Source organism: Paenibacillus sp. YSY-4.3 (assembly GCF_054767475.1).
Map to the genome: position 1 here is coordinate 1402947 of NZ_BAABMC010000001.1, position 14052 is coordinate 1416998.

Consider the following 14052-nt stretch of genomic DNA (forward strand, 5'->3'; position numbering starts at 1 on the left):
CATGAATAAACCCTTACAACAACGTCAGTTCAAAATCTGGTCGATGGTGCTTGCACTACTAGTTCTAGGTCTGCTTATCGTCGTGCCTCTGGCCGAAATCTTCATTCAAAGCGTATACCGGGATGGACAGCTGCAGTGGTCAGCCCCGCTGCGCACCCTGGCAAATTCAGAAATGATGGGCGTACTGCTGGCTTCAATCTGGCTAGGTGTATGTGTCATTCTGGGAACGACAGTGCTTGCACTGCCTCTGGCCTGGGTGATGGTAAATACCAGACTCAGCCGGTGGCGCTGGCTCGAAATCGTATTCCTGATCCCTTTTATGACACCGCCTTATATCGGTTCGATGGGCTGGATTCTGTTCATGCAAAAGAACGGCTACCTGGAGCAGCTTGCTCCGGGTCTTGCCGGGCTTGGGGGGGCGTTCTTCTCCTTTGGTGGAATGGTCGCGATCATGAGTCTGCATCTTTATCCGTTCCTGTATTTGCTGCTGCGCGGTGCGCTGGAAAGAGTAGGCGGAAATATGGAAGAAGCAGCTGCTGTCATGGGAGCGCCGTTCATGTACCGTTTCCGCCGGGTTGTCGCTCCGCTGCTGTTGTCGGCTTTTGGCATGGGAGCGATGCTTGTTTTCGTCAAGACGATTGCTGAATTCGGAACGCCGGTTACGTTTGGCAAACGTATCGGTTACGAGGTCATGACCTCTGAAATTCATAAGTATATATCCAGCTGGCCGATCGATTTCGGCAAAGCAACTTCACTGTCATCCGTGCTGCTCACCACCTGCCTGCTGGTCTGGTACGCGCAGTCTCTGGTGAACCGCAAATATACTTATGGGCTAGTCGGAGGAAAAGGCGTACGCCGTTCCGCGATGGACAGCGGAAGCTGGCTGCATTGGGCAGGAGGGATCTACGCGTTTTTGCTTCTGCTCGTGTCGGTTGGCATCCCGTACTTTTCCATAGTAGCGGCTTCTACAATGAAGCTGCGGGGAGTCGGCTTAGCCTGGAACAACTTTACGCTCGATTTCTACAAAGAGCTGTTGAGCTGGAATTCCCCCAGCATGAAGGCGCTGCTGACCAGTCTATGGCTGTCTTTGGCCGCTTCCACCATCGCCGTATTTCTCGGCACCTGGTTCGCCGTGGTGATCGAGCGATCCAGGACCCGACTGCAGCGAACGATTGATTTGTTCAGTCTGCTGCCGAATACAGTACCGGGGATTGTGCTCGTTGTAGGTCTGATTCTGTTATGGAATTCTCCTTGGATGCCGATACCGCTCTATAACACTTACGGCATGGTCATTCTCACCTATGTTGTATTATTTGTTCCTTATACGGTACAGTACGTCAAAAGCGCGTTCACCCAAATTGATCCTTCGTTGTTTCACGCAGGTCAGGTGTTTGGCGGAAAACCGGGATACATTTTCCGCAGAGTGCTGCTGCCGCTCATTATTCCGGGAATGCTGGCCGGATGGATGATGACTTTCACGATTGCATCTCGTGAGCTGGTTGGTTCCTTGCTCATATTGCCTCCGTCTGTTAAGACCTCGGCTACGTATATCTATGCTCAGTTCGAGCAGGGTCAAGTATCGCTCGGTATGGCGATGGCTGTTATCTCAGTAGGGTTAACGACTATTCTGCTCATCCTGTTGGAAGCTATGGGCTCTAAAAGAAAGTGGACCTCGTCCTGATGGAATTAAGAATATGGGGCGGTGCCGGCGAGCATGGCCGTTCTTGTTATGTGCTAACAGGAGAACAGCATCGGATCATGCTCGATTGCGGCGTAAAGAAAGAGGGGATCGGACAGTATCCCTTGCTTGAGGAAGAGCTGATTCCTCAGTTAACAGCAGTATTTCTGTCGCATGCGCATGAGGATCATTCCATGGCTTTGCCGCTGCTATACAAGCATGGTTATCAAGGAGAAATCTGGACGACCAAGCCAACCGTTTTGCAGCTGAAATCTTATTTTGCTAATTGGCGCAAATATGTAGAGGGACGCGGCGGGGAGCTTCCTTATGACCATACGCATATTTCAGCCATGCGTTTTCGCATTCTGGAGGAAGAAGCGGGAGCTGGTGATTGGTTCCTTCTCTCGGATGGGCTTAGTGTGCAATGGGGGCGGAGCGGCCATATGCTTGGTTCCGTATGGCTGCGGTTGCAGCTGGAAGGGAATCGTATATTTTTCTCCGGAGATTTCAGCCGGGAATCCGCTCTGCTGGCTAATGATTCACCTGGTGTGCATACTTTCTACGAATCATCTGAAAGTCCAAACCAGCTCCCGCCAGAGGCGACCCTATCGATCATCGATAATGCGTACGGCATAGATGAACAATCGCAAAATCAGAAGCTGCACGGGCTCCGGCAGTTTATTCTCGAAGTACAGGAGCGAGGAGGGCATGTACTGCTGCCGGTTCCTGCTTTTGGCCGGGGACAGGATTTATTGTTATGGGTATTAAGTTCATTCCCGACACAACATATCCTGCTTGAACAAGAAATCCGTGAAGGATTGCAACAGATGGCAGAGTGGAAGGATTGGCTTCGGCCGGGGATTATTCATGATATTAAAGAGGCGATGGTTTCTCCGAATGTTCATGTACCTGGCAGCCAGGAAGATCGACTTCGTTTGCTGCTGGGAGAGAATCCCCTTATCATTTTTACAACGGACGGCATGATGGAATCGGTTCGAGCCCGCTGGTATGTGGAGCGTCTTTCCTCTTCGGCAGTCCATGCTATTGTCATTTCCGGCCATGCAAGTGAAGGAACCTTCGCTCGCCAGCTGCTAATAGGAGAAATCGAGGGGACATACTGTGAGGTGATCCAGATGGGCTACAAAATCCATCAGGGATTAAATGATGTCCGGGTTATGCTGCATGAAGTCCCTAGTCGGCATACGGTTCTGGTTCATGCTCCCAAACCGGCAACCGATCAAGTGGTGATGAGGCTGGCGGAGGAGGGGGGGCAAGGGATGTATTCCTTGCAGCCGGGGGCTGCGTTAAATATATAAGGTAATTGCAAAATGAAGCGGTGACCCTAAGAGGTTGCCGCTTCATTTTGCTATATTATTCGGCCAGATCGTTATTAGTCATTATTTCGCAGCAGCAGCTTTTTTGTAACGAATCACTTTTCTGTACATCGATTTATCCGTTAATTTGTTGAATATATAGGGATCCGGATTGGTGTTTACTTCAATAATCCATGGTGTCCAGGTATGATCGAATCCAATGTCCATGCCAATCTGCTGAATTCCAGGATATTTCTTGTGGAGAGACTTTGCAGTAGTTACACCTAGCTCGTTAAGCGTATGAATCTTCTTTTGAATTTCGCGATTTGAGGTGTGAGCAGCGAAGAGGCGTTTGATATCCATAAGTGTACCGCCACTGTGATAATTGGTCACGATTTTTTTAGGATGGGCTACCCTTCCGATGATACCCGTCGTTTCCCATATTCCTTTTGGATCTAGCTGTACCATGACTCGGGTATCAAAATGCCGTTTGTTATACTTCAATAGATGAATGCCCTTCTGAATAAGGTAGCTTTTCTTGTTCGTATAATTTTGTATCGATTTGTAAAATGATTTGTAATCCTTAAAGGTTTTTGCCGTTGTTCCAATTTGGTACGTATATTCACCAGTTTTTAGCAGCCTTGCACGTATAACTCCATTCCCATGAAGTCCGATCTCAGGTTTAATGTATACCATGCTATAAAGCTTCAGCATTTTCTTCAAGGTGGAGTCACTGAATTTCCGGGTATCCGGAATAAAAGGGAGAACTTGTTTGCTTTTTAGAAGTACTTTTGTTTTGACCCATTTATTCATCACTACTCTAAATGATTTCTTTGTGCTCATCCTCTGGATCCCTCCTGATTAACTTGTTGCAGCATGACGTTCATCTTCTCACATTCTATGTGTACTCACCCATGTGCGAGTAGGCATTTTATACATTTTACAAAAAACAAATCCTCAGACTATACTCATTCCAAAAGATTGAATACGTATATTAGTGTTCAAACCGAATTTGTGCTCCGAGAAGGAGAGGGAAACATGAACATCTTAATCGTTGCTCCGGAACAGATCCCTGTTCCTGGAAACGGATCGGTAGAAATATGTATTATCGCTATCGCCAAACAGCTTGCAAATAAACATAAGGTGACTATCGTAAGCAGAGCTTCAAAGGGGCTGCCTGCTCAAAGCAACGAGGGTGGCGTAACCATCGCCAGGGTTCCATCGGGCAGCGCAAAGGTTTATATAGCCTCTGTTCTTCGTTTTATTCAGGGGAAGTTTTTTGACGTCATTCAGGTTGACAATCGGCCTCATTATATGGCATCCATCCAGCAGGCTTTTCCGAAAATGAAAGTAACCTTATTCTTGCATTCACTCACATTTGTACCGGCTGCGAGCAGCGTTGCAAGAAGCTTGAGGCATGCCAAACTCATCATCGCTAACAGCAGTTCACTGAAACAAAAATTAATCAACCGTTTCCCAGATGTGGCACAAAAAATCCGCACCGTTGAGCTTGGGGTGGATACGGGCAGATTTCACCCGGCAACCCAGGCTGATCGGGCCAGATACAGGAAAAAGCATGGCATAGACGATAGATATACAGCTCTGTTTGTAGGGCGAGTTATTCCGCGTAAGGGTGTTCCGATATTGCTCAAAGCGGCCAGCATTGCCAGGAAAGAAATTCCTCTTCAAGTGGTCGTCGCGGGACGGGGGAGCGCTTCGTACATGAAACAGCTGCGAGCTATGGCATCCAAATTAAACGTACCTGTAAAATGGCTGGGCAAACAGAAACATTCCGATATTCATAAGGTATATCAGGCTGCGGATTGTTTTGTTTGTCCCTCCCAAAAGCACGAAGCCTTTGGCTTGGTGAATGTTGAAGCCATGGCTTCAGGATTGCCCGTGATTGCTTCGAAAATTGGTGGAATTCCTGAAATTGTGAAGCATGAGGGCAGTGGTTTTTTGGTAGAAGATTACTGGCGTGCTGAACGGTTTGCACAATATTTGATAAGACTTGGAAAGAAGAAGGAGCTGGGACGCAGTATGGGAACCAAAGCAAGAAGCAGTGTAATTCAGCATTTTACATGGCGGCAAACAGCCGACAGGCTAATGTCGATATATTTGCATAAATAGGAGTATTATGCGATTTGCCCTTAAGTGCTTTTGATGATTTTGTAGTGGAATGGAAGAGGCAGGGTGGAGACCAAATCTCGAAAGAGGTTGTTGAGATCGTTAGGAATCAATAAGCAAAACGTCCATCGACGTATTAAGCCTGAGAAATCAGGCCTTTTTTTGCTTTTGTTGTAAATTTGTGTATAATTTTATGGCAATAGAAGATCTAATCGAGGTTAAAAACAAAAGGAGAAACCACGGATGGACAAGCAAACGAATCATGTTATTCCCCAACCCAAAACCAAAGGTATTCTCGGCAACCTCCCCGACATTGATACGGATCAGCCCGTCCAATCTTTAGTGAAGCTGGCTAAGGAATACGGACCTATTTTCAGAGTAGAACTGCCGGGTGGACATCTGACGCTCATATCCGGGCATCAGCTCGTCGAGGAGGCGTGCGATCAGTCCAGGTTTGACAAAAATGTCTGGAGCCCGCTGCAAAGAGTGCGTGCTTTTACGGGCGACGGCTTGTTCACCAGCTGGACTTACGAACCGAATTGGCAGAAGGCCCATCACATTCTGCTCCCGAGCTTCAGTCAAAGAGCGATGCAAGGTTACCATAACATGATGGTGGATATCGCCTTGCAGCTCGTTCAGAAATGGGCACGGCTCAATCCGGACGAGGGGGTACATGTCCCGGATGACATGACGCGGCTAACCCTGGATACGATCGGGCTCTGTGGTTTTAATTTCCGTTTCAACAGTTTCTACCGGGATCAGCCGCATCCGTTCGTCGTCAGTATGACCCGTGCGTTGGACGAAGCGATGAATCAGGGGCAGCGGCTCGGCATTCAAAATAAATTGATGCTCATTACGAAGCGTCAGTTCCAGCACGATATTCAATCGATGTTCTCCACTGTGGACAAAATCATTTCGGAACGGCGCGCCGGTAAAACGGACAGCAAGGATGATTTGCTGGCTCATATGCTGACGAGCAAAGACCCGGAAACCGGGGAGATGCTGGATGACGAAAATATTCGTTACCAGATCATTACGTTCCTGATTGCCGGCCACGAGACGACTAGCGGGTTGCTGTCCTTCGCTATATATTATCTCCTGAAAAACCCGGATAAGCTCCGGAAAGCCCAGGAGGAGGTCGATCGGATTCTTACCGGCTCTGTCCCGACCTACAAGCAGGTCAGGGAATTGAAATACATTCGCATGATTTTGAACGAAAGTTTAAGGTTATGGCCGACGGCACCGGCGTTTTCTTTATATGCCAAGGAAGATACCGTCATCGGCGGGAAGTATGCCATTCCCAAGGATGATACGGTCACGGTGTTAATCCCTCAACTGCATCGCGACAAGGAGGTATGGGGAGACGACGTCGAAGTGTTCCGTCCCGAACGGTTCGAAGATGATGGGAAGATTCCGCATCATGCCTTCAAGCCCTTCGGCAATGGTCAGAGGGCGTGCATCGGGCAGCAGTTTGCTCTGCATGAGGCCACGCTGACGCTGGGGATGGTACTCAAGCACTTCGACTTGATCGACCATACCAATTACGAGCTAAAAGTCAAAGAAACGCTGACGCTAAAGCCGGATCAATTTACGATCCAGGTGAAAGTTAGACAGCAGCCGATGGCTGCCGCGGCGATTGAAGAAAATACGCCTAAACCGCAGGACAGCGCGCTGAATATCACAGCCAATCCAGAGCTGAAGGGACATGATACGCCTTTGCTGGTACTATACGGCTCCAATCTCGGGACGGCCGAAGGCATAGCACGCGAGCTGGCGGAGCATGGAAAGATGCTCGGCTTCAATAGCGAATCGGCGAGCATGGACTCGCGAATCGGCAAACTGCCCACGGAGGGAGCGGTAATTATCGTATCCGCTTCGTATAACGGCAACCCGCCGGACAACGGCAAGCAGTTTGTGGAATGGCTGAGCGGCGAGGAAGAAGGAAAATTGCGAGGGGTGCGTTATACCGTCTTCGGCTGCGGAGATCATAACTGGGCCAGTACGTATCAACGGATCCCGGTATATATTGATGAGCGTCTTGAAGCGCTCGGCGCCGCACGTTTGGTTGAACGCGGGGAAGGCGATGCCAGCGGCGACTTCGAGAAAGAGTATGAAGCGTGGAGAGAGGCGCTATGGGCTGGCATCATGGACGCTTTTGGACTCACCTATAAGAAAGTGGATAAAAAAGAAAGCTCCCTCTCGATTAGCTATGTCAGCGGAATGGCGGGGATGCCTTTAGCGGAAAGCTATGACGCTTTTCATGCAATGGTCGTACAGAACAAGGAGCTGCAGAGCCCTGACAGCCCTAGAAGCACGCGGTACATCGAGATTGAATTGCCGGAAGGCGCTGATTATCAGGAAGGGGATCACTTGGGTGTGCTGCCGCGAAATCCCGCTGCTTTGATTCAGCGGGTTGTTGAACGCTTTCGTCTGAATACGGATGACCATTTGCTGTTGGAGGGCGGCGGGCGCAGCATCGCCCACTTGCCACTGGGAAGACCGATCAGCTTGCTGGATCTGCTCGGTTACAGCGTCGAGCTGCAGGAGGCGGCCAGCCGTTCGCAATTGCGCGAAATTATGGCGTATACGACTTGCCCGCCGCATAAGAAGGAGCTTGAAGCGCTGCTGGAGGAGGATACCTACAAAACAGAGGTGCTCCACAAAAGAGTCAGCATGCTGGAGCTGATCGAGAAGTATCCGGCTTGTGAGATGCCGTTTGACCGTTTCTTGGAGCTGCTTCCACCTTTGAAGCCGAGATACTATTCGATCTCAAGTTCGCCTAAGGCTCTAGGAAACAGGCTCAGTATTACGGTCGGTGTAGTCGAAGGGCCCGCCCGCAGCGGTAACGGCCAATACCGGGGAATCGCCTCGAATTATTTGCGAGACCGTCAGCCGGGCGAATCGGTTGTCGTATTTTTGCGCAGACCTGGGGCAGGATTCGAGCTTCCTGCGGATCCGCAAACGCCGATCATCATGGTCGGTCCGGGTACAGGCGTGGCGCCCTACATCGGCTTCCTTCAGGCTCGTGAGGCATTGCGGACAGAAGGGGCGAAGCTTGGCGAGGCTCATTTGTATTTTGGCTGCAGAAAGTCTGATGAAGATTTTATTTACAAGCAGGAGCTTGAAGGCTATAACCATTCCGGCATCGTGAAGCTGCACACCGCCTTTTCCCGGCAGGATCCATTAGCCAAGCAATATGTTCAGCATAAGTTGAATGAGGATCGGGAGACTATTATTTCATTGCTGGAACAGGGAGGACGGCTGTATATATGCGGAGACGGCACACGCATGGCTCCAGATGTAGAGGCCACAATCCGCGAAGCGTATAGGGAGATCCGTCAAACGACTGAAGAAGAGGCTGTTGCCTGGCTCGACGATCTTCTTCTAAGAGGACAATACGCCAAGGATGTTTGGACGGGAGTATAGGAAATACGCCCTCTAGATATTTATCCAAGTTTAGTTTTGGAGATATCTAGAGGGTTATTTCGTCGTTCGGTAAGTGTGATGCTAGTGTTGCGGTTACTGCGGGTGTTACGGTTGTTGGTTTTGCGGCTGCAACGGGTATTGCGGCTACTGTTGCTATTGCAAAATTCGTTTATTTCTAACGGTTGCCACAAACGTTAATCGATGGAATACGAGCTCTTAGTAATTCTAACGGTTGTAATCCACATTATTCATGCCAAAATCGTCACCACAGTAAAAAAAGGTTAGAATAGCCGTATATACAACCGTTAGATTCTCAAACAATGAATAATCCGCGAAATAACCGAGATAACAACCGTTAGATCACGTTAACCATAGGGGGTAAAGGGATCGTTAAAGGGAGGGGAACCAATCAGTGCCAATTGAAATCAAAGATATTATCTCGAAAAAGATCCTTAGCGAGGCCAAGGGTTACTTGGATATCGGATTTACTCATTCCTTAAACCCGTATAGTGGCTGTGCATTTTCCTGTAAGTACTGCTATGTCAGAGAAATGCCCATTCAAAAGTTCAAAGAGATTCCGTGGGGAGAATGGGTGGACATCAAAACAAACGCCGCTGAAAATTACCGGAATGAAATGATTAAACTCCGCCGCAAAAACAAACCGGCAAATATTTTTATGTCCTCGGCGACGGACCCGTACCAACCGATTGAGGGCAAGGCAGCCGTGACCCGGCGGATACTGGAGGAAATGATTGAGAATCCGCCGGATCTGCTTCAAATTCAAACGCGGAGCCCTTTGATTACAAGGGATCTGGATTTGCTGATCACCTTGAAGGAACAATGTGAAGTGCTGGTATCTATGACGGTGGAAACAGACCGTGAAGATATGAAACGAGTTTTTTCCCCTTATGCCCCAGGAATCAAATTGCGGCTAAAAGCGCTGAGAGAATTGCATGACGCAGAGGTCTTTACCCAGGCAGCGCTTTCTCCGGTCTTGCCTTTTACACCTGACTTCCCTAAAGTGTTGGAAGGGATTGTAGATCGAATTTGGATCGATACGCTAATGATCGGAGACGGTCAGAGGGGGAAGCGTTCAGAAAGATTGGGGATGCCTCATTTATTTGAGAAGCATGATTTAGCGAAATGGTATCAAAAGGATATTCATATGAGGGTTGAAAAGTACTTTAAGCAGTTTTACCCCAGCGAAATGATCCGTATTTCCAAAGAGCAAGCTTTCCCAATTCATAAAATGTGAACCTGATTGACTATTCAAAATAAGATAGATAGAATAATTAATTAACATATTTAAATGAAGATACGATGCCTAAAGATGGGAAAGATGAGGTGAATGGAGTACGCATGAGCAGCCGCAATAAAAGCGATCTTATAGACAGCTGGATGTCTATAACAAATCTCCAGACACAGATCAATAACAGCATTGAAGCAGAACTGCAAAATAAGCATGATCTTTCATTGAAGGAGTTTTTTGTTCTATATCTCCTAGCCCAAACAGAGGATAAAAAGCTGCGTTTGCAAGAGCTCCAGGAGTGGGTTGGCCTCAGTCAAAGCGCCATCTCAAGGCTAGTTGGAAGATTAGAGGCCAAAAATTGCCGAACGCTGCAAAGAGATGTATGTGAAAATGACCGCAGGGGAATATACACTTGTCTCACTCCATCGGGAGAAGTGAAGTTTCAGGAATCGCTAGCTACGGTTGAGACTTTACTACGGGATAATCTCTCCAAGGAACAGTTATTGCAAGAATTGAATTCAATCGCTAAGACTATAAAACATAGTTATGATACTTGAAAACCTCAGATACGTTCTGAAGGTTTTTTCTTTATGTGAAATGTATATGATGAAGTTGACAAAGAAAATGTTCCATGATAATTTATATGCGTGCGCATGCATCTATTAAGCATTCTGATCATGAAGGAGTGGTTTTTGTGAACCATTTGTTTAGCCCATATCAAATTCAAGGTTTGGAATTAAAAAATCGTGTGGTTATGCCGCCGATGTGTCAATATTCTGTCGAGAATAAAGATGGCATAGCTACCGACTGGCACTATCAGCATTATGTTAGCCGGGCAATTGGGGGAGCTGGGTTTATCATAATAGAAATGACCGATGTGGAACCTGATGGCCGTATTAGTGATTATGATTTAGGGTTGTGGTCTGATGAGCAAATTCCAGCTCTGGCGAGAATCGTAGAAGCTTGCCATAAATACGGCGCCAAAGTTGGCATCCAAATTGCTCATGCTGGGAGAAAAGCGGAGGACGCGGCAGAGCCGGTTGCACCGTCAGCCATTCCGTTTGACGCAGATTGGAAAACTCCGCGAGCTCTGACTACATCAGAAGTTAAAGATATGGTAGAGAAATTCCGTCAAGCTGTAAAACGTGCAGTTAAAGCTGGATTTGATGCGATTGAGATTCATGGTGCTCATGGGTATTTAATTCATCAATTCCATTCCCCGTTAACCAATCAGCGAGATGATGAATATGGAAAGGATCTTACGAAATTTGGCCGGGAGATCATAGAAGCGGCTAAAGCCGAGATGCCCGATAACATGCCCTTAATTATGCGTATTTCAGCTAAAGAGTATGTTGATGGCGGCTACGGGATCAACGAGAGTATTCAATTTGCTAAGCAATTTAAAGAGGCTGGAGTAGATATGTTTCATATTTCTTCTGGCGGAGAAGGCCCGATTGGCGCTTCCGGAAAACCAGGCACACATGCAGCTTACCAGGTCCCCTTGGCTAGAGAAATTAAGGCTTCATTGGATATTCCGGTAATCGCTGTTGGCAGACTGGAAGACCCAGTTCTGGCCAATGCCGTTATTGGCAATGAGGATGCGGATCTTGTAGCAATCGGAAGAGGAATGTTAAGGAATCCTTATTGGACACTTGAAGCAGCAGCAACTCTAAAGCAGGATATTACTGTCCCTAAACAATACACTACAGGATTTTAATCGTTTCCTGCACTGCTTATTTTAAAATGAGAAAATATTTGATACCATGGTAGAAACCAAGCGCAACGCATTGAACGGAATTTGAGGAGGAAATTGAATGAGTTCGATTAAACACATGGTTACATTCTCATTGCATTCTGGTAAGGATAATCCAGAGTCAGAAGCCTTTTTGCAGGTAAGTAGAGAAGAACTGGCAGTAATACCTGGTGTTGAACAATTCGAGGTGTTTCATCAGGTGAGCAGCAAGAATGAGTTTGATTATGGATTCTCCATGGTGTTTGCTGATCAAAATGCTTACGATGCGTACAATAACCATCCGGTACATATTAAATATGTTGAGGAGCGTTGGAATACACAAGTGAGCCGTTTTCAGGAAATTGATTTGGTTATCTATAAATAAATATATATTTTCTGAAGGCAGCCGAAATGGCTGCCTTTGAAACTTTTATATTGGAGGATTCTATATGCAGCTGTCATTAGCGAAAATAGAGACCGAGCAGGAGATTGCTTCCTTGGCGGATCTGGCTTCGGACATTTGGCATGAATATTTTGTTGTCATTATTCCCAACGAACAAATCGATTACATGGTGGAGAAATTTCAATCCTTTCCGGCGTTGACAGATCAAATAACTAACCAGGGATACGAATATTATTTTATGACCGCCGAAGGTGATCCTATTGGTTATCTAGGCGTCAAGCAAGAAGAGAACAAGTTGTTTCTCAGCAAGTTTTATCTTCAAAAAGAGCATCGCGGCAAAGGGTATGGCAGCCAGGCGATGGAGCTGCTTGTAGATATTTGCCGAAATCGCAATTTAGGAGCCATTTGGCTTACGGTAAACAGGCACAATGCATCCACGATCGCCGTGTATGAGAGAAAAGGATTTAAAACCATTCGCACGCAAGTCGCGGATATCGGGAACGGTTTTGTTATGGACGACTACGTCATGGAAAAAGAGCTTGATTGACCAAGAAGCGGCTGTCACTGGATTGAAAATCAGTGAACAGCCGTTTTTTTGGTGCTATAGCTCGGCTTATTTGTTTAAGTTAACGGAAGGAATGCCGAGGATACAGGTTGAACTAAGAAGTACTAGAAAAATAGAAAAATGGTCGAGAATGCGCGCACCGGCGACCGGGAGGCATTCGGCGAATTGGTGCGAAGGCATCGGGAAAGAGCAAGGCTAACCGACTGCAATGACTGCAATTACCACAATTACCACAATTACCACAATTACTGTAGTGACTTTAGGTAGCTTTACGGCTTAAGTAGCTGAAATAGTTGAACTAGCTATGGTGTTGATGACGGTGGTTTAGTAATCATAGTGACAGGGGCTGTAGTACAGTGGTGAACACGGATATACGCATACTAACTGCATTTGTTGCAATTAAAATGAGGCTTCTACACGCGGAGGCGTAACTAACTGTATTTCATACAGTTAAATTAGACGATTACGGGTTACGAAGGTGAAAAGGGATATTTTAGATGTAGGAAATACATTTAAATTGCAAAATTGCCCTGAATGAAGACTAAATAGATGTAAGAAATACAGTTAGTCTCAATTAAAATCTACCTCAGAGCTAAAATTCCCCCACCACCAAAAGCAGCACAATCAATCTATGCCATTTTGCAATACACAGATAAAAAAGATACATATTCATTGGTTGATGTAATGGGTCTCACTGATCATGCTTTTCGCATCAACATTCATCCGAACGATGTTAGTCCTGCGGGACCGACGATGTTCTCGCCGACGGAGCTGCTGGAGGCAGGTCTCAGCAATCTCGGATTCACCTGCGATCAGCTGCATGGATTTTCGACCCCTGCGCCGCCGGAGAAGCTGGAGCAGGCCGTCAAATTTGCCCAAGAAACGATTGACCGGGGCATTCCGGCGATCGGTTGGAGCTTGTTTATTCCCGAATTTGGCGTGATCTACGGTTACGATGATGATAAGCAGGAGCTGTATTGCAAGGACCCTTCCTATGAAGGGCCGCTGGCTTACGCAAAATTGAACGAGCTGCCGCTAAACTTCGTTTTTATGCTGAGAGTGCAGGAGTCGATTCCGGTTGATTTGAAGCACGCTTGGAAAATGGCGCTAGATCGTATCGTACTGTTTGCTCGTGAACAAGCCCCGACTCTTTCCAAAGAATACAGGCATGGTTTAGCCGGTTACGACGCCTGGATTCAGGCGTTCCGCAATCGCACGGTGAACCCTTTCGGCAATGCCTACAATGCGGAGGTCGTCGGAGATGCCCGGGAATTTGCAGCCGAGTTTTTACGATCCTTGTCAGCGAAATGGCAGGGAAACAACTCTCTGGATAATCGGGTTAGGAAGTTGGCAGAGGAAGCCGCAGCACATTATGAGAAGGCAGCTGAAGCATTCATCGCGTTTCGGCAACTATTTCCGCATCCGCACGGCGGGGAGCCGAACGATCCTGTAAATGCGGAAGAAGCGATTCGTCTTCTAGAGCAGGCAAAGGCAAGCGAAACATCCGGCGTCACCGTGTTAGAGCAAATGCAAAAGGAGCTTCATATGATAAAATAGGT

General features: G+C 47.2%; 11 protein-coding genes. 10 read left to right on the top strand and 1 reads right to left on the bottom strand.

Annotation, left to right across the window (positions count from 1 at the left end; genetic code table 11):
• Nucleotide 1: 1 nt before the first annotated feature.
• Both ACYUJT_RS06475 and ACYUJT_RS06480 read left to right on the top strand, forming a co-directional pair.
• Nucleotides 2–1681, top strand: coding sequence for an ABC transporter permease (locus tag ACYUJT_RS06475; RefSeq protein ID WP_460319615.1), 1680 nt, complete (start codon nucleotides 2–4; stop codon nucleotides 1679–1681).
• Nucleotides 1681–2994, top strand: a complete 1314-nt coding sequence (locus ACYUJT_RS06480) for an MBL fold metallo-hydrolase (RefSeq protein ID WP_460319617.1) — start codon at nucleotides 1681–1683, stop codon at nucleotides 2992–2994. Before ACYUJT_RS06475 ends, ACYUJT_RS06480 begins: the two co-directional genes overlap by 1 nt.
• A gap of 81 nt (nucleotides 2995–3075) precedes the next feature.
• Here ACYUJT_RS06480 and ACYUJT_RS06485 read toward each other — a convergent pair whose 3' ends face one another.
• Nucleotides 3076–3834 carry a YheC/YheD family protein gene (locus ACYUJT_RS06485; RefSeq protein ID WP_460319619.1) on the bottom strand — a complete coding sequence of 253 codons (759 nt, stop codon included), beginning with the start codon at nucleotides 3832–3834 and terminating at the stop codon, nucleotides 3076–3078.
• Between the two features lie 138 nt (nucleotides 3835–3972).
• Here ACYUJT_RS06485 and ACYUJT_RS06490 point away from each other — a divergent pair, with 138 nt between their 5' ends.
• The 8 genes from ACYUJT_RS06490 (at nucleotide 3973) to ACYUJT_RS06525 (ending at nucleotide 14050) form a co-directional block, all read left to right on the top strand.
• Nucleotides 3973–5121, top strand: coding sequence for a glycosyltransferase family 4 protein (locus tag ACYUJT_RS06490; RefSeq protein WP_460319621.1), 1149 nt, complete (start codon nucleotides 3973–3975; stop codon nucleotides 5119–5121).
• Between the two features lie 240 nt (nucleotides 5122–5361).
• The gene (locus ACYUJT_RS06495) at nucleotides 5362–8544 is read left to right on the top strand and encodes a bifunctional cytochrome P450/NADPH--P450 reductase (RefSeq protein ID WP_460319623.1); all 3183 of its coding nucleotides are present in this window, start codon (nucleotides 5362–5364) and stop codon (nucleotides 8542–8544) included.
• A 412-nt stretch (nucleotides 8545–8956) separates the two neighbouring features.
• A complete protein-coding gene (locus ACYUJT_RS06500; protein ID WP_460319624.1) occupies nucleotides 8957–9799 on the top strand; it encodes an SPL family radical SAM protein in 843 nt (280 codons plus the stop codon).
• A 104-nt stretch (nucleotides 9800–9903) separates the two neighbouring features.
• On the top strand, nucleotides 9904–10350 hold the full coding sequence (locus ACYUJT_RS06505) for a MarR family winged helix-turn-helix transcriptional regulator (protein WP_460319806.1): 447 nt from the start codon (nucleotides 9904–9906) through the stop codon (nucleotides 10348–10350).
• 137 nt (nucleotides 10351–10487) lie between these two features.
• Nucleotides 10488–11510 (top strand): NADH:flavin oxidoreductase/NADH oxidase, encoded by a 1023-nt coding sequence (locus ACYUJT_RS06510; protein WP_460319808.1) that lies wholly within the window; start codon nucleotides 10488–10490, stop codon nucleotides 11508–11510.
• 97 nt (nucleotides 11511–11607) lie between these two features.
• Nucleotides 11608–11910, top strand: coding sequence for a Dabb family protein (locus tag ACYUJT_RS06515; protein ID WP_460319626.1), 303 nt, complete (start codon nucleotides 11608–11610; stop codon nucleotides 11908–11910).
• A gap of 64 nt (nucleotides 11911–11974) precedes the next feature.
• Entirely contained in the window at nucleotides 11975–12475 is a 501-nt protein-coding gene (locus ACYUJT_RS06520) for a GNAT family N-acetyltransferase (RefSeq protein ID WP_460319627.1), read from the top strand.
• Nucleotides 12476–13177: 702 nt separating this feature from the next.
• Complete coding sequence (locus tag ACYUJT_RS06525) at nucleotides 13178–14050, top strand: hypothetical protein (RefSeq protein WP_460319628.1); 873 nt, start codon at nucleotides 13178–13180, stop codon at nucleotides 14048–14050.
• The last annotated feature ends 2 nt before the right edge of the window (nucleotides 14051–14052 follow it).

Bases quoted from the DNA above. Each gene is read 5' to 3' on its own strand.
- ACYUJT_RS06475 (WP_460319615.1), top strand. From the start codon at position 2: ATGAATAAACCCTTACAACAACGTCAGTTCAAAATCTGGTCGATGGTG.
- ACYUJT_RS06480 (WP_460319617.1), top strand. From the start codon at position 1,681: ATGGAATTAAGAATATGGGGCGGTGCCGGCGAGCATGGCCGTTCTTGT.
- ACYUJT_RS06485 (WP_460319619.1), bottom strand. From the start codon at position 3,834: ATGAGCACAAAGAAATCATTTAGAGTAGTGATGAATAAATGGGTCAAA.
- ACYUJT_RS06495 (WP_460319623.1), top strand. From the start codon at position 5,362: ATGGACAAGCAAACGAATCATGTTATTCCCCAACCCAAAACCAAAGGT.
- ACYUJT_RS06505 (WP_460319806.1), top strand. From the start codon at position 9,904: ATGAGCAGCCGCAATAAAAGCGATCTTATAGACAGCTGGATGTCTATA.
- ACYUJT_RS06515 (WP_460319626.1), top strand. From the start codon at position 11,608: ATGAGTTCGATTAAACACATGGTTACATTCTCATTGCATTCTGGTAAG.
- ACYUJT_RS06520 (WP_460319627.1), top strand. From the start codon at position 11,975: ATGCAGCTGTCATTAGCGAAAATAGAGACCGAGCAGGAGATTGCTTCC.
- ACYUJT_RS06525 (WP_460319628.1), top strand. From the start codon at position 13,178: ATGGGTCTCACTGATCATGCTTTTCGCATCAACATTCATCCGAACGAT.